The organism is Bacillus sp. 275 (assembly GCF_001999205.1).
GTDB classification, from domain to species: domain Bacteria; phylum Bacillota; class Bacilli; order Bacillales; family Bacillaceae; genus Bacillus; species Bacillus velezensis.
In genome coordinates this window covers 1,639,163-1,660,939 of record NZ_CP019626.1, presented here as the reverse complement: position 1 = coordinate 1,660,939, position 21,777 = coordinate 1,639,163, and the positions used below count along the sequence as shown (strand labels likewise).

Here is a 21,777-nt window from a genome sequence, read left to right as displayed (position 1 = left end):
GGTAAACCCTGTTGCTTACAAACATTGGATTCTTGTCTTGATTTCTCATAAATTTGAGCCGCATTTCGGACTTTGCGGGTGAACGGATGACGGATTTCGGCGGTGATTGAATCGGGATTGTTTTGGAGGTAAGTGGTTCTTTTGGCTTGATAATGAGTTAGGGACATTGAGGGAGGCTGTTTCTAAGGGAGAATTGACAATTTTATCTTAAAAAGGGGAGGCGCATACATATGGAAATAACTTTTTATCCTTTAACAAATGCTCAAAAACGTATCTGGTATACAGAAAAATTCTATCCGAACACAAGTATTTCAAATCTTGCCGGGTTCGGGAAACTCATTTCTGATGACGGCGTACAGGCTCATTACGTTGAGAAAGCGATACAGGAATTCGTCCGGCGGTATGAGTCGATGAGAATCCGTCTGCGGCTTGATGATGAGGGGGAGCCCGTTCAATATGTGAGCGAATACCGTCCGCTGACTATCGAACATACAGACATCAGGCGAGCCGGCTGCTCTGCGGACGAGCTGTCCAAATGGGGGCGTGAAGAAGCTGGCAAACCTCTGGCGTTATATGATCAGGATTTATTCCGTTTTTCCGTGTATACCATCAGCGAAAATGAGGTCTGGTTCTACGTTAATGTGCATCACATTATTTCAGACGGGATTTCCATGACGATTCTGGGCAATGCGATTACCGATATTTATTTGGAGCTCTCAGGCGGAGCAAGTGAGGAACAGACGGAGATTCCTTCTTTTATCGAGCACGTGCTGACAGAGCAGGAATATGTGCAGTCGAAGCGGTTTAAAAAGGATCGGGATTTTTGGAACGGGCAGTTTGAGACCGTGCCGGAGCTTGTGTCCCTGAAACGGAGCCAGGCAGATGCGGGTCTTGATGCGAAACGGTTTTCTCAAGAAATTCCTCACGACTTATATGGCCGCATTCATTCATTCTGCGAGGAGCATAAAGTCAGCGTACTATCTCTGTTCCAGTCAGCTCTGATCACTTATCTCTACAAAGTGACCGGCCGGGATGACGTTGTCACAGGTACGTTTATGGGAAACCGGACGAATGCGAAAGAAAAGCAGATGCTCGGGATGTTCGTATCTACAGTTCCTGTGCGGACAAGTGTTGACGGAGGACAGTCGTTCTTGGAATTCGTTAAAGGCCGGATGAAGGATCTGATGAAAATTCTCCGTCACCAAAAGTATCCGTATAACCTGCTTGTCAATGATTTGCGCGCTTCGAAAAGTTCGCTGAGCAGATTGTTTACGGTGGCTCTGGAGTACCAGGTGATGCAGTGGCAGAAAAAAGAGAATCTGTCCTTCCTGACAGACCCTATTTTCAGCGGAAGCGGTACAAATGATATTTCAATTCATGTGAAGGAACGATGGGACACCGGGAAATTGACAATTGATTTTGACTATCGCAGCGACATTTTCAAGGGGGAAGAGATTGAATCTGTTTCTGAACGTTTGATCACGCTGATTGAAGATGCGATTTCATCTCCTGATCGCATAATTGATGAACTTACTCTTCTTTCTGAATCCGAGAAAGAGCGGCTGCTGAAACGGGCCTCCGGCAATCCGGTGAATTACCGCGGGGAGATGACGATACCGGGGCTGTTTGAAGAGAAAGTGAAGTCACTGTCTGACAAACCCGCGGTTGTGTATGAAGGCCGAACATTGTCCTATCGCACATTGCATGAACAGTCAGGCCGTATTGCCGGACGCCTTCTTAAAGCCGGGATATCAGCCGATACTCCTGTCGCGGTGCTGCTTGGCCGTTCTGAGCGTGTCATTGCGGCAATATTGGGAATTTTGAAAGCAGGCGGCGCCTATGTGCCGATAGATCCTGATTTTCCGGCGGATCGGATTCAGTACATTTTGGAGGACAGCGGAGCGAAGGCTGTTCTGACGGAGGCCGGGATACAGGCGCCTGCAGCGGATGCCGAACGGATTGATTTTGACGAGGCTGTTCAGTATGAGACGGCTGCGGACGGTGTCAGCACACAATCAGACCGGCTGGCTTACATCATCTACACGTCAGGTACAACGGGGCGGCCGAAAGGCGTGATGATTGAGCACCGGCAAGTTCATCATCTGGTGCAATCACTGCAGCAGGAGATTTATCAATGCGGTGAGCAGACATTAAGAATGGCGCTTTTGGCTCCGTTTCATTTTGATGCGTCCGTCAAACAGATTTTTGCCTCGCTTCTTTTGGGACAGACGCTTTATATCGTGCCGAAAACGACTGTAACGAATGGCTCGGCACTGCTGGACTATTATCGTCAAAACCGGATTGAAGCCACTGACGGAACGCCTGCGCATCTGCAGATGATGGTTGCGGCGGGAGATGTCAGCGGAATTGAATTGCGCCACATGCTCATTGGGGGAGAGGGTCTGTCCGCGGCTGTTGCTGAACAGCTGATGACGCTCTTTCATCAATCGGGCAGGACGCCGCGTCTGACGAATGTCTACGGGCCGACAGAAACGTGCGTAGATGCGTCCGTGCATCAGGTGTCAGCGGATAACGGAATGAATCAACAGGCGGCGTACGTTCCGATCGGAAAACCGCTCGGCAACGCCCGTCTGTATATATTGGATAAGCACCAGCGGCTTCAGCCCGACGGCACGGCCGGTGAGCTGTATATCGCGGGTGACGGTGTAGGCCGCGGCTATTTAAATCTTCCGGATTTGACCGCAGAGAAGTTTTTGCAGGACCCGTTTAACGGAAGCGGCCGCATGTACCGCACGGGTGATATGGCGCGCTGGCTGCCGGACGGGACGATCGAATATATCGGCCGTGAAGATGATCAGGTGAAAGTCCGCGGCTACCGCATTGAGCTGGGAGAAATTGAAACGGTGCTCAGAAAAGCCCCGGGCGCGGCGCAGGCCGTCGTGCTGGCACGGCCGGATCAGCAGGGCAGCTTAGATGTCTGCGCATATATCGTTCAGGAAAAAGGAACCGAGTTTCACCCTGCCGAGTACAGGGAGTATGTGTCCAAGCACCTTCCTGATTACATGGTGCCCGCTTACTTTACAAAAACGGACGAAATTCCGCTCACGCCAAGCGGGAAGGCGGACCGCAAAAAGCTGTTTGCGCTTGATGTGCAGGCTGTCAGCTCATCTGAATATGCCGCGCCGAGAAATGAAACGGAGGAAACACTTGCCGTCATCTGGCAGGAAGTTCTCGGAATGGACAAGGCGGGCATTTATGATCATTTCTTCGAGTCAGGCGGTCATTCATTAAAGGCAATGACGCTTCTGACGAAAATTCATAAGCAAATGGGCGTTGAAATTCCGCTGCAATACTTGTTTGAGCATCCGACGATTGCGGCGCTTGCCGATTATGCGGAAAACCGAAACGAAGGACCGGCATTCAGTGCAATTGAGCCGGCTGAGAAGCAGGCGAGCTATCCGCTTTCGCTCGCTCAGCAGCGGACTTATATCGCAAGCCAATTTGAAGACGCGGGAGTCGGATATAACATGCCGGCTGCGGCCATGATTGAGGGCGCTTTAGACCGTGAAAAGCTTGAGCGTGCATTTTCTGCCTTAATCAGCAGGCATGAAGCGCTCAGAACATCGTTTCAATCAGAGGACGGCACGCCGAGACAAGTGATTGGCGAGCATGTTCCGTTTCATATTGAAATGATCGAAGCGCGCGGAAGAACGAATGAACAGGTCATGAAGGACTTTGTGCGCCGTTTTGATTTATCTGAGGCGCCGCTGTTCAGAATCGGCCTGCAAACGCTCGGTCACAATCGCCATATGCTGCTGTTTGATATGCATCACCTGATTTCTGACGGGGTGTCTATTTCCATCATGCTGAAGGAACTGGCTGACATCTACGGCGGAAATCAGCTGCCTGAATTGCGCATTCAATATAAAGATTATGCCGTATGGCAGGCGGAACGGGCGAAAGAAGGCTACAAGAAGGAGCGGGCGTACTGGAAAGAAGTCTTCAGCGGCGAACTGCCGGTGCTTCAGCTGCTCCCTGATTATCCGCGGCCGCAGGTGCAAAGCTTTGAAGGTGACCGCGTGTCCGCCAAGCTGCCGAAAATGCTGCGGGAACGGCTGCAGAAGCTTGCCGAGAAAAACGGAGCCACCCTTTACATGGTGCTGTTATCAGCATACTATACGCTGCTTTCTAAGTATTCGGGACAGGAAGACATCATCGTGGGAACACCGTCAGCGGGAAGAAATCACTCCGATACCGAGGGGCTCATCGGGATGTTTGTCAACACGCTTGCGCTGCGAAGCTCCGTGAAGCAGGATCAGACATTTGCCGGCTTGTTAGGTCATGTGCGCAAGCAGGTGCTGGATGCGTTTTCTCATCAGGATTATCCGTTTGAGTGGCTGACCGAGGAGCTGAACGTGCCCCGGGACATGAGCAGGCATCCGATATTTGACACGATGTTCAGTCTGCAAAACGCCTCGGACGGAATTCCGGAGATCGGTAATCTGACGCTGTCTCTTCATGAAACAAACTTCAATATCGCCAAATTCGACCTGACCATGCAGGCCCGGGAAACAGCGGAAGGCATTGCGCTTGATTTGGATTATTGCACGAAGCTGTTTAAGCGCTCAACTGCGGATCGCATGCTTGCGCACTATGTCCGTCTGCTGGAGAGCGCGGCAGCTCAGCCGGATGCGAAAATCAGCGAATATGATCTGCTTTCTGAACGGGAGGCTTTGAACCAATTACAGCGGTTCAACCCGGAACGCACGGCGTACCCGAAAGAGCAAACGATCGTGCAGATCTTTGAAGAACAGGCCCGAAAGAACCCTGACCGGACGGCTCTACAGTTCGAAGGGGAAACCCTGTCGTATCAGCAGCTGAATGAACGCGCCAACAGGCTTGCGCGGCATATTCTTTCGGTCGGAGGCGGCGGAAAAACCGCGGCTGTTCTGTGTGAACGGTCAATGGATATGATTGTTTCCATTATGGCTGTGTTAAAAGCGGGGTCCGCCTATGTGCCGATTGATCCTGAGCATCCGGTTCAGCGGATTCAGCATTTCTTCCGCGACAGCGGGGCGAATGTGCTCCTGACTCAGCAAAGCCTCAAGCCGCTTGCGGAAAAGGCCGGTTTTCAAGGCGTCATTGTGCTTGCTGATGATGAGGCGAGCTATGAAAAGGACTCTCACAATCCAGCATTGCCGTTAGATTCCAAAACGATTGCCAATCTCACTTATACATCAGGCACGACGGGAACGCCGAAAGGAAACATCGTCACACATGCCAACATTTTGCGGACGGTAAAAAACACGAACTATTTGACTGTTTCTGAAGAGGACACAGTGCTCGGTCTGTCAAACTACGTTTTTGACGCTTTTATGTTTGATATGTTCGGTTCGCTGTTAAACGGTGCAAAGCTTGTGATCGTCCCGAAAGATACGGTGCTGGATATGTCACGCCTGTCCCGTGTGATCAAACGGGAGAACGTCAGTATTCTGATGATTACGACGGCCCTGTTCCACCTGCTTGTTGATATGGAGCCGTCCTGTCTGACGACGCTTCGGAAAATCATGTTCGGGGGCGAAAGAGCGTCTGTAGAACATGTCAAAAAGGCGCTTGCGGCAGTCGGAAAAGGAAGACTGCTTCATATGTACGGCCCGTCGGAAAGCACGGTGTTTGCGACATACCATCCGGTGGATGTCATTGAAGAGGATACGCTCTCCGTTCCGATCGGGAAACCGGTCAGCAATACGGAAGTCTTCATCATGAACTCAGCCGGACGCATTCAGCCGGCGGGTATCGCGGGAGAGCTGTGCGTCAGCGGTGAAGGTCTCGTAGAAGGCTACTACAACCGTCCTGAACTGACGGAAGAAAAATTTGTAAAGCATCCGTTTAAGGAAGGTGAACGGATGTATAAAACGGGCGACTTGGCCAGATGGCTTCCGAATGGCGATATCGAGTTTATCGGACGTATCGACCATCAGGTGAAAATCCGCGGTCAGCGGATTGAGCTTGGCGAAATTGAGCATCAGCTCCAAAGCCATGACCAGATTCAGGAATGCATTGTGCTCGCTGTGGATCAGGGCGCGGGTGACAAACTTCTTTGCGCGTATGTTGTCGGCCTCAGGGAAATCTCTTCCCGGGAGCTGAGGGAGCATACGGCGAAGGATCTTCCGGCTTATATGATTCCGTCCGTCTTTATTCAATTGGATGAACTGCCTCTTACAGGGAACGGAAAAATCGACAGGCGGGCGCTGCCGATGCCGGATGTGACCGCAGCGAATGCCGTGTCATATACGGCGCCGCGCAATGAAACAGAACAAAAACTGGCGGATATTTGGGCTGAGGTGCTGCAAATGGAGCGGGTCGGCGTCCATGACCAGTTCTTTGAGATCGGGGGCCACTCGTTAGCGGGGATGAAACTGCTGGCCCTTATCCAGAAGACATTCGGCGTGCAGCTTACCTTAAAGGATCTGTTCACTTCTCCGACCGCTGCGGGGCTGGCGCAGCTGATTGAAGGGGCTGAGCGGAAGGCGGCAGAGAGCATCGCACCGGCGGCCGAGCGGGAAACGTATCCGGTTTCTTCACCGCAGAAGCGGATGTTCGTGCTTCAGCAGCTGGAAGGCGCTGAAACAAGCTATAACATGCCGTCTGTGCTCCGCTTAAAAGGAAAGCTTGATACAGAAAAGCTGAAATCCGTCATGAAACAGCTGACAGAACGCCATGAAGCCTTCAGAACGACATTTGACATAAAGGATGGAGAAACGGTTCAGCGCATATGGGCGGAAGCTGATATCGACATGGAATATTATGAAGCCTCTGAAGAAGATGCTGAACGGATTATTCAGAGCTTTATCCGGCCGTTCCGCCTGGATCAGCTTCCTCTCGTCAGAACGGGACTGGTCAAGCTGGCTGAACATGACCACCTGCTGCTGTTTGACATGCACCATATCATTTCGGACGGCGCTTCAGTCGGCGTGCTGATAGATGAACTGTCCCGTTTGTATGGCGGCGAAACGCTTGAGCCGCTGCGGATTCATTATAAAGACTATGCGGTATGGCAGCAGAAATTTATTCAATCAGAGCAGTACCGCAAGCAGGAGGAGCATTGGCTTCGGGAGCTTGACGGCGAGCTTCCGGTATTGACGCTGCCGGCTGATTACAGCCGTCCGGCCGTGCAAACCTTTGAAGGAGACAAGCTGGTCTTTTCTCTGACTGAGGAACAGACGTCGGCTCTTCGCAGTCTTGCGAAACAAACGGATTCTACCATGTACATGGTGCTGCTGGCGACATACAGCGCCTTTCTCTCAAAACTGAGCGGACAGCATGACATCATTGTCGGCTCGCCGGTTGCGGGACGGTCACATGCGGATCTCGCAAACGTCATTGGTGTTTTTGTGAATACACTCGCGCTTCGTACGTATCCGGAAGCGGACAAAACGTTCACGGACTATCTTAAAGAAGTGAAACAAACCGCTTTACATGCATTTGACGCGCAGGATTATCCGCTTGAAGACCTTCTGCAAAAGGTTGAGGTGCAGCGTGATACGAGCAGAAATCCGCTGTTTGATGCGGTATTCTCAATGCAAAATGCAAATGCGGAAGATCTGGTCATGGAAGGAATTGAGCTGAAGCACCATCCGTTTGACAGAAAAACAGCCAAGTTTGACCTGACAATGACGGTTGAGGACACAGACGAAGGCTTAACGTTTGTGCTTGAATATAACACCGCGCTGTTTAAACCGGAAACGGCAGAGACATGGAAGCATTACTGGCTTCAACTGTTAGAAGCCGCAGCGGAAAATCCGGCTGCAAAGCTTTCTGAGCTTTCATTGGTGAATAAAACAGAAAAACAAGCCCTCCTTGACGCATGGAAAGGAAAAACAATTTCTGTGCCGCGGGACAAAACGGTTCACCGTCTCTTTGAAGAAACGGCCGCCCGCTACGCGAACCGGCCGGCCGCGGCATACAACGGCGCGAAATGGACGTACGGCGAGCTGAACGCAAGGGCGAATCGCATCGCGCGCATTCTCATGGACTGCGGCGTCACGGCTGACGAACGTGTCGGCATTTTGACGAAACCGTCCTTGGAAATGGCCGCGGGCGTACTCGGCGTCCTGAAAGCGGGCGCGGCATTTGTGCCGATTGACCCCGACTACCCGGAAGAGCGTATCAGCTACATTCTGCAGGACAGCGGGGCCAAGCTTCTTCTCACCCAGGAAGCGCTGGGCGTGCCGGAAAGCTACAACGGAGAAACGATCCTGCTTGACGGCAGCCGCTCCATTCTGAGCCTGCCGCTTGATGAAAACGATGAAGCGAACCCGCAGACGGAAACAACGGCGGATCATCTCGCTTATATGATTTACACATCAGGAACGACCGGACAGCCGAAGGGTGTCATGGTCGAACACCATGCGCTGGTGAACCTGTGCTTCTGGCATCACGACGCATTCGCCATGACGGCGGATGATAAAAGCGCCAAATACGCGGGCTTCGGTTTTGACGCCTCCATCTGGGAGATGTTCCCGACATGGACCATCGGCGCGGAGCTTCACGTCATTGACGAAGCGATCCGGCTGGATATCACCCGCTTAAATCACTATTTCGAGGAGAACGGCGTGACCATCACCTTCCTGCCGACGCAGCTTGCCGAACAATTTATGGAGCTGGAAAATACCTCCCTCCGCATGCTTCTCGTCGGCGGCGACAAGCTGAAGCGGGCGGTGAAACAGCCGTACACGATCATCAACAACTACGGCCCGACGGAAAACACCGTCGTCGCGACAAGCGGCGTCATCAATCCGGAGGAAGGATCGCTTTCGATCGGACGGGCGATTGCCAATACGAGAGTTTATATTCTCGGCGACGGCGATCAGGTGCAGCCGGAAGGCATTGCCGGTGAATTGTGCGTGGCCGGCCGCGGTCTGGCGCGCGGATACCTGAACCGTGAAGAAGAAACGGCGAAGCGGTTTACCGCCGATCCGTTCGTGCCTGGCGAGCGCATGTACCGGACCGGCGACCTCGTCAAATGGAACGCGCAGTGCGGCATCGAATACATCGGCCGTATCGACCAGCAGGTCAAAGTGCGGGGCTACCGGATCGAGCTTTCAGAAATCGAAGTCCGCCTCGCCCAGCTTGCGGACGTTCATGACGCAGCGGTGACGGCCGTGGAAGACAAAGCGGGCAATACCGCGCTTTGCGCCTATGTCGCGCCCCAGCAGGACGATATTGAAGCGCTCAAATCCGCGCTGAAAGACACGCTGCCTGACTACATGGTGCCGGCGTTCTGGGTGGAGATGGACGAGCTTCCGGTCACAGCAAACGGAAAGATTGACAAAAAAGCCCTGCCGGAACCGGACATTGAAGCGGGAAGCGCCGCTTACAAAGCGCCGGAAACGGAGATGGAGACGCTGCTTTCCGACATTTGGCAGGAAGTACTCGGTCTTGACCAGATCGGCGTAAGCGATAATTTCTTTACGCTCGGCGGCGACTCGATCAAAGGCATCCAAATGGCGAGCCGCCTGAACCAGCACGGCTACAAGCTGGAGATGAAAGATCTCTTCCAGCATCCGACCATCGAAGAGCTCGTCTCCTATGTGGAGCGGACGGAAGGCAAGCAGGCCGACCAGGGCCCTGTCGAAGGCGAAGCGGCCTTAACGCCGATCCAGCGCTGGTTCTTTGAGAAAAACTTCACGGACAAACACCACTGGAACCAATCCGTCATGCTTCACGCGAAAGACGGATTTGATCCGGAGATAACAGAAAAAACATTACATGTCCTGACGGTGCACCATGATGCGCTGCGGATGATTTATCGTGAACAAAAACCGTATTACAGAGGGCTTGAGGATGCGTCTGTTGAACTGAACGTCTTTGAGCTGAACGGACCTGCTGAAGACCATGAGGACCGTATCGAACGGGAAGCAGACCGTCTTCAAAGCAGTATTTCACTGGAAACAGGACATCTCTTGAAAGCCGGGCTCTTCCGGGCTGAAGATGGAGACCACCTTCTTCTCGCAATCCATCACTTAGTCGTGGATGGTGTATCTTGGCGGATTTTACTGGAGGACTTCACGTCCGTTTATACGCAGCTGAAGCAAGGCAATGAACCTGCGCTGCCGCCGAAAACACATTCATTCGCCGAATTTGCCGAGAGAATCAAAGAATACGCAAATACGAAGGCGTTTCTGAAAGAAGCGGATTACTGGAGAGAGCTTGAGGAAAAAGAGGTATGCACTCAGCTTCCGAAAGACAGGCAGTCTGGTGATCAGCGCATGAGACATACGAGAACGGTCAGCTTCTCTCTGACGCCTGAACAAACTGAACAGCTGACGACAAACGTACATGAAGCCTATCACACCGAAATGAACGACATCCTGCTCACGGCGCTCGGACTGGCGCTGAAAGAGTGGACGGGTGAAGACACGATCGGCGTTCATTTGGAAGGCCACGGACGCGAAGACATTCTTGACGGCTTGAATATCACCCGGACGGTCGGATGGTTTACGAGCATGTATCCGATGATCCTTGAGATGAAGCACGCCGACGATCTTTCATATCAGCTGAAACAAATGAAAGAAGACATCAGACACATCCCGAACAAAGGAGTCGGCTACGGCATTCTGCGTTATGTAACGGCGCCTGAGCATAAAGAGAATCTTTCATTTGAGATTGATCCGGATATCAGCTTTAACTACTTAGGCCAGTTTAATGAGATGTCGGATTCCGGCTTATTTACAAGATCCGGGATGCCGTCAGGACAATCGCTGAGCCCTGACACAGAGAAGCCGAATGCGCTTGATATTGTCGGATTTATAGAAAATGGGCAGATGACGATGACGTTTGCCTATCATTCTCTCGAATTTCATGAAAAAACCATTCAATCGTTCAGTGACAGTTTTAAAGGGCACCTCTTGAAAATCATAGATCACTGCCTGGCCCAAGACGGACCTGAGCTTACGCCTAGCGATCTTGGCGATGATGATCTGACGCTTGATGAACTTGATAAATTAATGGAAATTCTCTAACAGAAAAGACAGAGGTGACATATGAGCAAAAAATCGATTCAAAAGGTGTATGCACTCACACCGATGCAGGAGGGAATGCTTTATCATGCGCTGCTTGATCCGCATTCTTCCTCCTACTTCACACAATTAGAGCTTAGGATTCACGGAAGTTTTCAGCTGGAGCTTTTTGAAAAAAGCGTCAATGAGCTGATCCGGACATATGACATCCTGCGTACGGTATTCGTGCACCAGCAGCTTCAAAAACCGCGCCAAGTCGTATTAGCCGAGCGGAAGACGAAGGTGCACTATGAAGATATCAGTCAATTAGATGAAGCGCGCCAAACCGAATATATTGAACGCTATAAACGCGGCGTGCAGCAGCAGGGCTTTCATCTGGCGAAGGATATTCTCTTTAAAGCGGCGGTGTTCAGACTCAGTGAGAAGGAGCTGTATCTCGTCTGGAGCAACCATCATATCGTCATGGACGGCTGGAGTATGGGCGTTTTGATGAAAAGCCTGTTCCAAAACTATGAAGCGCTTCGTGCCGGCCGGCCCGCCGGGGGAAGCCAGGGCAAACCTTACTCTGACTATATCAAATGGCTCGGAGGCCGGGATTATGAGGAGGCGGAACAATATTGGAGCAGCCGCCTGGCGGATTTCGAACAGCCGAGCCTGCTCCCGGGCCGTCTGGCAGCAGAAAAGAAAGACTACCAAAATGAAGAATATTCTTTTGTCTGGGATGAAGAGCTGGTCGCGCAGATTCAGCAGACCGCCAACCGGCATCAAGTCACGGGACCTAACCTGTTTCAGGCCGTTTGGGGTGCGGTGCTCAGCAAATACAACTATACAGACGATGTGGTGTTCGGCACCGTCGTATCAGGCCGTCCTTCAGAAATCAACGGCATAGAAACGATGGCGGGGCTGTTCATCAATACAATTCCCGTCAGAATCAAAATTGACAAAGATGCAGCCTTTTCGGACGTGATGGCGGCAGTTCAGAAAAACGCCGTGGAAGCCGAGCGCTATGATTATGTGCCGCTCTATGACATTCAAAAGCGCTCCGCCCTGGACGGCAGCCTCTTAAATCATTTGGTCGCGTTTGAAAACTATCCGCTGGACAAAGAGCTGGAAAACGGGGGCATGGAGGAAAGACTCGGCTTTTCCATTAAAGTTGAACATGCTTTTGAGCAGACGAGCTTTGATTTCAATCTCATCGTGTATCCGGGAAAAACGTGGACTGTCAAAATCAAATATAACGGAGCGGCTTTCGCTCATGATGCCATCGAACGAACGGCGCACCATCTGACCCGCATGATGAAAGCCGCGGTCGGAACGCCTGACGCGCCCGTACGGGAACTCGGCCTTGTTTCAGGCGAAGAAGAGCGGCAGATTGTTGAGGTATTCAATGATACGAAAACGGCGCTTCCGGAAGAGGAGGCCGTTCACCGTTTGTTTGAAGCACAGGCAAACCGGACGCCTGCAAGCATCGCGATAAAAGAAGCGGGACGCGAATGGACCTACCGTGAAGTGAACGAAGCGGCCAACCGCCTGGCGAGACACCTTGTGAAGAGCGGGCTGGAAAAAGGCCGGACCGCCGCTATTATGAACGACCGGTCTGCGGAAACCGTTGTCGGAATGCTTGCCGTCCTAAAAGCAGGCGGCGCATATGTGCCGATTGATCCGGCTTTTCCGGAGGACCGTCTCCGCTTTATGGCGGAAGACAGCTCGATTCGGCTCGTGCTGACAGTTCAGGACTATCAAGAACAAGCGGGCGCATTGCAAGTCCCGGTCGTCATGCTGGATGAAAGCGCGGATGAAACGGTAAGCGGAACAGACTTGAATCTTCCGGCCGGCGGCAACGACTTGGCGTATATCATGTATACATCCGGATCGACCGGCAAACCGAAAGGCGTCATGATTGAACACAGAAATATCATCAGGCTCGTCAAACATTCGAATTACGTGCCGGTTCATGAAGAAGACCGGATGGCGCAAACGGGAGCCGTCAGCTTCGATGCCGGAACCTTCGAAGTCTTCGGCGCATTGCTGAACGGAGCGTCATTGCACCCGGTGAAAAAAGAGACGCTGCTTGCCGCCGGACAATTTGCCCAATTTCTGAAAGAGCATCGGATCACGACCATGTGGCTGACGTCTCCGCTGTTTAATCAGCTTGCCCAAAAGGATGCCGGCATGTTTAACACGCTCCGGCACCTCATCATCGGCGGTGATGCGCTTGTGCCGCATATCGTCAGCAAAGTGAGAAAGGCATCACCGGAGCTGTCGCTTTGGAACGGATACGGGCCGACGGAGAATACGACGTTTTCGACGAGTTTTCTCATTGATCAGGATTATGACGGTTCGGTCCCGATCGGGAAGCCGATCGGAAATTCCACTGCGTACATTATGGATGAAAACCGCAACCTCCAGCCGATCGGCGCGCCCGGTGAGCTGTGCGTCGGCGGAAGCGGAGTGGCAAGAGGCTATGTGAACCTGCCTGAATTAACGGAGAAGCAGTTTGTCCGCGATCCGTTCAGACCGGATGAAATGATATACCGGACGGGGGACTTGGCGAAGTGGCTTCCGGACGGCACGATCGAGTTTCTCGGCAGAATTGACAACCAAGTAAAGGTCCGCGGTTTCAGAATCGAGCTCGGCGAAATCGAGGCGAAAATCAGCCAGGCGGAGAATGTGACGGAATCTGCGGCTGTGATCCGGAAAAATAAAGCGGATGAAAATGAAATCTGCGCTTACTTTACGGCAGACCAAGCCCTTTCGCCGGAAGACCTGCGCAAAACAATTTCGGAATCACTTCCGGAATATATGATTCCCGCGCACTTCATCCAGATGAATCAGTTTCCGCTGACGGCGAACGGAAAAATTGATAAAAAAGCGCTGCCTGAGCCTCAGGCTGAAGCCGTTCAAAAAGAATACGTAGCGCCGAAAACGGAAGCGGAGCAGAAACTCGCGGACATTTGGGAAGGCATTCTCGGTGTAAAAGCGGGTGTGACTGACAATTTCTTCACGATTGGCGGACATTCTTTAAAAGCCATGATGATGACCGCTAAAATCCAGGAGCACTTTCAAAAAGAAGTACCGATTAAAGTGTTATTTGAAAAGCCGACCATTCAGGAGCTTGCGCATTATTTGGAGCATGAGAGCGAGGAGGAACAGCAGTTTGAACCGATCCGACAAGCGCCTTATCAGAAGCATTATCCTGTTTCCTCAGCACAGCGCAGGATGTATATCCTTAATCAGCTCGGACAGGCCAGCACGAGCTACAACGTCCCTGCTGTACTTTTGCTGGAAGGGTCAGTAGACAAAAAGCGTCTTGAGGAGGCCATGCAGGCATTAATCAACCGTCATGAGACACTGCGTACGTCGTTTGACATGGCAGAGGGAGAAGTCGTGCAGACCATTCATAAATATGTGTCGTTTGAGCTTGAAACCGCCGAGGGCCGGGAAGAAGATGCAGAAGAGCTGACAAAAGCCTTTATCAGGCCGTTTGCGCTCAACCGCGCGCCGCTTGTCCGTTCGAAGCTGATCCGGCTTGAAGAAGACCGGCATCTTCTGCTGATTGACATGCACCACATTATTACGGACGGAAGCTCAATGGGCATTTTCATCGGTGATCTTGCGAAGCTTTATCAAGGCACGGAGCTTGCGCTGCCAAAGATTCATTATAAGGATTTTTCAGTCTGGCAGCGTGAAAAAGCAAATCTCGATCAGCACGAAGCCTACTGGCTTGATACGTTCAAAGGCGATCTGCCGGTGCTGGATCTGCCGCTTGATTTCCCGCGTCCTGCCGAGCGCAGTTTTGAAGGGGAACGCGTCATCTTCGGGCTTGATAAACAGGTGACGGCGCAGATTAAGAAGCTGCTGTCTGATACGGATACGACGATGTACATGTTCTTGTTAGCCGCTTTTCAAGTGCTGCTGTCCAAATATTCTGGGCAGGAAGACATCATAGTCGGGTCTCCGGCGGCCGGAAGACAGCATCCTGATCTCCAAGACGTGCCGGGCATGTTTGTCAACACAGTTGCGCTTCGGTCGCATCCTGCCGGCAAAAAAACGTTCAAACAATTTCTGGATGAAGTGAAAACGGCGAGCCTTCAAGCTTTTGAGCATCAAAGCTATCCGCTTGAAGAATTAATTGAAAAACTGCCGTTAACGAGGGACACAAGCCGGAGTCCGCTGTTCAGCGTGTTATTTAATATGCAGAACATGGAGATCCCGGCCCTGCGGCTCGGAGATTTGGAGATTTCTTCTTACTCCATGCATCATCATGTCGCTAAATTTGATCTTTCCTTAGAAGCGGCTGAGCGCGGAGAAGAGGTCGGATTGAGCTTTGATTACGCGAAAGCCTTATTTGCGGACGAAACCATCCGCCGCTGGAGCGCTCATTTTGTCAATCTGATTAAAGCCTGCGCCGAAAATCCGGATATTCAGCTGGCCGACGCAAGCCTGCTGTCAGCTCCTGAGCGGGAAGCGCTCCTTTCTGATGAAAAACGGACGGAGGCGGATCTGCCTGAGGGCACTTTTGTTTCGCTGTTTGAACGGCAAGCGCAAAAAACGCCTGATCTCACGGCGGTTGCGGGCGGAACTAGTCTGACATATCGTGAGCTTGATGAACGCTCGAACCGGTTTGCCCGACACCTTCAGGCTTGCGGAACGGGCAGTGAGGACATCGTAGCCATTATGATGGATCGTTCGGCCGACTTGATTACCGCGATTCTCGGCGTCATGAAAGCCGGAGCGGCATTTCTCCCGATTGATCCGGAGACTCCTGAAGAGAGAATCCGCTACTCTCTTGAAGACAGCGGAACGAAGCTTCTGGTCGTCAATGAGAGAAACATGACCGCGGCCGCCGTTTATAAAGGAAAAACGGTCGTAATGGAAGACGGAGAATGGCAGAACGAAAGCGCCGACCGGCTTGAAACGGAGCCCGGCGCCGACCAGCTTGCATATATCATTTATACTTCGGGAACAACGGGCAAACCGAAAGGCGTCCAGCTGGAGCACCGCAATCTAATCAATTATGTCACATGGTTCAGCCGTGAAGCCGGTTTGACCGAAGCTGACAAATCCGTGCTGCTGTCTTCTTACGCATTTGATCTCGGCTATACGGCTATATTCCCGATTCTTCAGGCGGGCGGCGAGCTGCACATTGTGCCGAAAGAGACGTACACCGCGCCTGATCAGCTTGGTGAGTATATACAGAAAAACGGCATTACGTATATGAAACTGACGCCGTCATTGTTCCATATGATCGTCAATACAGCCCGTTTTACGTCAGAACGCCGTTTCAGCCCGCTTCGTTTAGTGGTGCTCGGCGGAGAAAAGATCATCACCTCCGATGTCCGCAAGTTTCATGACGTATACGCCCATACCGACTTCATCAATCACTACGGGCCGACGGAAACGACGATCGGCGCCATTGCCGGACGGATCAATATGGAGCGCCTTGATCAATATGAGCAGCGACCCGTCATCGGCCGCCCGATCGCGAATACCGGCGCGCTTGTATTGGACGGAGCAATGCAGCTCGTTCCTCCGGGCGCAAGCGGCGAGCTTTATATTACCGGGAAGGGGCTTGCAAGAGGATATCTTCACCGTCCGCAGCTGACGGCGGAGAAATTTCTCTCAAATCCTTTTTCACCGGACAGCCTCATGTACAAAACGGGAGATGTCGTCCGCAGGCTTCCTGACGGGACGATTGAATTTATCGGCCGTGCGGATGATCAGGTGAAAATCCGGGGCTACCGCATTGAATTAAAAGAGGTTGAAACCGTGCTGTTAAGCGTAAACGGCATTCAGGAGGCGGTCGTTCTCGCAGTCAGCGAAGGCGGGCTGCCGGAACTGTGCGCGTACTATAAAGCCGACAGCGAGCTGAAAGGCTCTGAGCTTCGCAAACGGCTTTCCGAAACACTGCCGTCTCATATGCTTCCGGCCTATTTCATGCAAGTAGACCGCATTCCGCTCACAGCCAACGGAAAAACCGATAAAAACGCCCTTCCGAAACCGGGCGTCAGCCAAACGGCGCAAACAGCTTCAGCCTTGCCGGAAACGGAATTGGAGGAAAAGCTGTGCCGCATTTGGAAACAGACACTCGGTACAGATACGCTCGGCATCGACGATAATTTCTTCGATTACGGCGGGCACTCTTTAAAAGGCATGATGCTCCTCGCCAATATTCAGGCTGAACTGGACAAAACGGTTCCGTTAAAAGCGCTGTTCGAACAGCCGACGGTCCGCCTGCTTGCCGCATATATCGAAAAATCAGCGGTATCTGAGGGATATCGGATGATCTCACCTGCCGACAGTGCAGACGCGTACCCGTTATCATCCGCCCAAAAACGGATGTACGTCCTGAACCAGCTTGACCGGGAGACAATCAGTTATAATATGCCGTCCGTTCTTCTGATGGAAGGAGAAGTCAATATTTCAAGGCTTCAGGAAGCGCTCAATCAGATGATCAATCGCCACGAGTCTTTGCGGACGTCCTTTATCGATCAAAACGGCCGCCCGATGCAGCAGATCGCAGAACAGGCTGACATCGACCTGCACATCTTTGAAACAGCAGACGAGGAGAAAGCGGATCTTATCATTCAGGCATTCATTAAGCCGTTCGATCTGAGTGCGGCTCCGCTCATTCGGGCCGCTCTTGTCAGACTGAATGAAAAGAAACACCTGCTGCTGCTGGATATGCATCATATTATTGCCGACGGCGTGTCCAGAAGCATGCTGGTCAAAGAGCTCGCTCATCTTTACAAAGGCGGAAGCCTGCCGTCGCCGAACCTGCACTATAAAGACTTCGCCGTCTGGCAGAATGAACCCGAGCAGGCCGAACGGATGAAAGACCATGAGCGTTATTGGCTCTCCGCATTTTCCGACGAGCTTCCTGAATTGAATCTGCCGACCGATTTCCCCCGTCCGCCGGTTCAAAGTTTTAAAGGACAATCCGTCCGTTTCAGAGCGGGGCGTGAAACGGAAAAAGCGGTGCGTGAATTAATGGAATCATCGGGAGCGACTCTTCATATGGTGCTTCACGCCGCGTTCCATGTCTTTTTGAGCAAAATCACGGGGCAGCGCGATATCATTATCGGCTCGGTGACCGCCGGAAGAACGAGCGCCGAAGTTCAGGAAATGCCGGGGATGTTTGTCAATACGCTTGCGCTTCGCAATGAAACGCGAAAAGAGCAGACCTTTGCCGGGCTGCTCGAACGGGTGAAACAAACCAATCTCGACGCGCTGGCGCATCAGGATTATCCGTTTGAGGATCTGATCGGAAAGCTTGACCTGCCGAGAGATATGAGCCGCAACCCGTTGTTCCAGGTTATGGTGACGACAGAAGATCCGGATAAAGAAACACTGGAACTGGAGAACCTGCGCATCACTCCGTATGAGTCAAACCAAGGCACGGCGAAATTCGATCTGACACTCGGCGGCTTTACGGATCAAGAAGGTCTCGGCCTTCAGTTTGAATATGCGACTGATCTGTTTAAAAAAGAAACAATTGAAAAGTGGAGCGCCGGGTTCCTGCGGATTCTGAAGCAAGCGGCAGAAAGTCCGGACAGAAAGCTGCCTGAGATTTCACTGATCAGCGATGCTGAAAAACAAGCTCTCCTCAACGCATGGAAAGGAAAAACAATTTCTGTGCCGCGGGACAAAACGGTTCACCGTCTCTTTGAAGAAACGGCCGCCCGCTACGCGAACCGGCCGGCCGCGGCATACAACGGCGCGAAATGGACGTACGGCGAGCTGAACGCAAGGGCGAACCGGATCGCGCGCATTCTCATGGACTGCGGCGTCACGGCTGACGAACGTGTCGGCATTTTGACGAAACCGTCCTTGGAAATGGCCGCGGGCGTACTCGGCGTCCTGAAATCGGGCGCGGCATTTGTGCCGATTGATCCCGACTACCCGGAAGAGCGTATCAGCTACATTCTGCAGGACAGCGGGGCCAAGCTTCTTCTCACCCAGGAAGCGCTGGGCGTGCCGGAAAGCTACAACGGAGAAACGATCCTGCTTGACGGCAGTCGCTCCATTCTGAGCCTGCCGCTTGATGAAAACGATGAAGCGAACCCGCAGACGGAAACAACGGCGGATCATCTCGCTTATATGATTTACACATCAGGAACGACCGGACAGCCGAAGGGTGTCATGGTCGAACACCATGCGCTGGTGAACCTGTGCTTCTGGCATCACGACGCATTCGCCATGACGGCGGATGATAAAAGCGCCAAATACGCGGGCTTCGGTTTTGACGCCTCCATCTGGGAGATGTTCCCGACATGGACCATCGGCGCGGAGCTTCACGTCATTGACGAAGCGATCCGGCTGGATATCACCCGCTTAAATCACTATTTCGAGGAGAACGGCGTGACCATCACCTTCCTGCCGACGCAGCTGGCCGAACAATTTATGGAGCTGGAAAATACCTCTCTCCGCATGCTTCTCGTCGGCGGCGACAAGCTGAAGCGGGCGGTGAAACAGCCGTACACGATCGTCAACAACTACGGCCCGACGGAAAACACCGTCGTCGCGACAAGCGGCGTCATCAATCCAGAGGAAGGATCGCTTTCGATCGGACGGGCGATTGCCAATACGAGAGTTTATATTCTCGGCGACGGCGATCAGGTGCAGCCGGAAGGCGTTGCCGGTGAATTGTGCGTGGCCGGCCGCGGTCTGGCGCGCGGATACCTGAACCGTGAAGAAGAAACGGCGAAGCAGTTTACCGCAGATCCGTTCGTGTCCGGAGAGCGCATGTACCGGACCGGCGACCTCGTCAAATGGAACGCGAAGTGCGGCATCGAATACATCGGCCGTATCGACCAGCAGGTCAAAGTGCGGGGCTACCGGATCGAGCTTTCAGAAATCGAAGTCCGCCTCGCCCAGCTTGCGGACGTTCATGACGCAGCGGTGACGGCCGTGGAAGACAAAGCGGGCAATACCGCGCTTTGCGCCTATGTCGCGCCTCAGCAGGACGATATTGAAGCGCTCAAATCCGCGCTGAAAGACACGCTGCCTGACTACATGGTGCCGGCGTTCTGGGTGGAGATGGACGAGCTTCCGGTCACCGCAAACGGAAAGATTGACAAAAAAGCCCTGCCGGCGCCTGACATTGAAGCGGGAAGCGCGGCATACAAAGCGCCGGAAACGGAGATGGAGACGCTGCTTTCCGACATTTGGCAGGAAGTGCTCGGTCTTGACCAGATCGGCGTAAGCGATAATTTCTTCACGCTCGGCGGCGACTCGATCAAAGGCATCCAAATGGCGAGCCGTCTGAACCAGCACGGCTACAAGCTGGAAATGAAAGATCTCTTCCAGCACCCGACCATCGAAGAGCTCGTCTCCTACGTGGAGCGGACGGAAGGCAAGCAGGCCGACCAGGGACCTGTCGAAGGCGAAGCGGCCTTAACGCCGATCCAGCGCTGGTTCTTTGAACGAAACTTCACGGACAAACACCACTGGAACCAATCCGTCATGCTTCACGCGAAAGACGGCTTTGATCCGGACCTGGTGGAAAAAACCCTGCAAGCATTGATTGAACACCATGACGCGCTCCGCATGGTTTACCGTGAAGAAAGGGAAGGCATCATTCAGACATACCTCCCTGTCACAGAATGCAAGGCAAGCTTTGAAATCGTTGATCTGTACGGAACTGACGAGGATATGCTGAAAAGCCAGATTCAGCGGCTTGCCGATCATCTTCAGGGAAGTCTGGATCTGGAGAACGGCCCGCTGTTAAAAGCGGAGCAATACCGGACAGAACAAGGCGATCATCTGTTAATCGCGGTTCACCATCTCGTCGTGGACGGGGTTTCATGGAGAATTCTGCTTGAGGATTTCGCTTCAGGTTATAAACAGGCGCAGCAGCAAAACAGCATCGTCCTCCCGCAAAAAACCCACTCCTTTAAAGATTGGGCGGAGGCGCTGAACACGTTTGCACAATCAGAAGAGCTGAAAAAGCAGACGGATTATTGGGCGCAGGCAGATGCGGAAGAACTCCGGCCGCTGCCGAAAGACCATGATCCGAACAAGCGGCTCGTCAAACATACGGCGGCCGTGAAATGTGAATTGACTGAGGAAGAAACGGCACAGCTGCTCACAGATGTTCATCATCCGTACGGAACGGAAATCAACGACATTCTGCTCAGCGCGCTCGGCTTAACGATCGGTGAATGGACGGAAAACGGCAAAGTCGGCATCAACTTAGAAGGACACGGCCGGGAAGAAATCATACCGAATGTCAATATTTCACGGACGGTCGGTTGGTTTACGGCCCAATATCCGTTGATTCTGCAGATCAGCAAGGAAGACGGCGTCTCTTCCGTCATTAAAACGGTAAAAGAGACGGTGCGGCGCGTTCCTGATAAAGGCGTCGGTTACGGGATTCTCCGGTATCTGTCATCCGATGAAGCAGAAAAAGGCGTCACGCCTGAAATCAGTTTTAACTACTTGGGGCAGTTTGACAATGAAGTGAAAACGGAATGGTTTGAGCCGTCTCCATATGATATGGGACGTCAAGTCAGCGAAGAGTCAGAGGCGTTATACGCACTGAGCTTCAGCGGGATGGTTACAGGCGGCCGCTTCGTCATTTCCTGCTCATACAATCAGGAAGAATATGAAAGAAGCACCGTCGAAACACAGATGCAGCGGTTTAAAGACAATCTCTTAATGATCATCCGCCATTGCACGGCCAAAGAGGAGAAAGAATTTACGCCGAGCGATTTCAGCGCGCAGGATCTTGAGATGGATGAAATGGGAGACATCTTTGACATGCTTGAGGAGAATTTAACGTGACAAAAACAGA

General features: G+C 52.4%; 2 protein-coding genes. Both read left to right on the top strand.

Annotation, left to right across the window (positions count from 1 at the left end):
• Positions 1 to 230 precede the first annotated feature (230 nt).
• Positions 231 to 10,985 (top strand): surfactin non-ribosomal peptide synthetase SrfAA, encoded by a 10,755-nt coding sequence (srfAA, locus tag BZ167_RS07855; RefSeq protein ID WP_077392022.1) that lies wholly within the window; start codon positions 231 to 233, stop codon positions 10,983 to 10,985.
• 21 nt (positions 10,986 to 11,006) lie between these two features.
• Positions 11,007 to 21,767, top strand: a complete 10,761-nt coding sequence (gene srfAB / locus BZ167_RS20595; protein ID WP_077392021.1) for a surfactin non-ribosomal peptide synthetase SrfAB — start codon at positions 11,007 to 11,009, stop codon at positions 21,765 to 21,767.
• Positions 21,768 to 21,777 lie beyond the last annotated feature (10 nt).

Coding starts and splice junctions, on each gene's coding strand:
- srfAA (WP_077392022.1), top strand. CDS start 231: ATGGAAATAACTTTTTATCCTTTAACAAATGCTCAAAAACGTATCTGG.
- srfAB (WP_077392021.1), top strand. CDS start 11,007: ATGAGCAAAAAATCGATTCAAAAGGTGTATGCACTCACACCGATGCAG.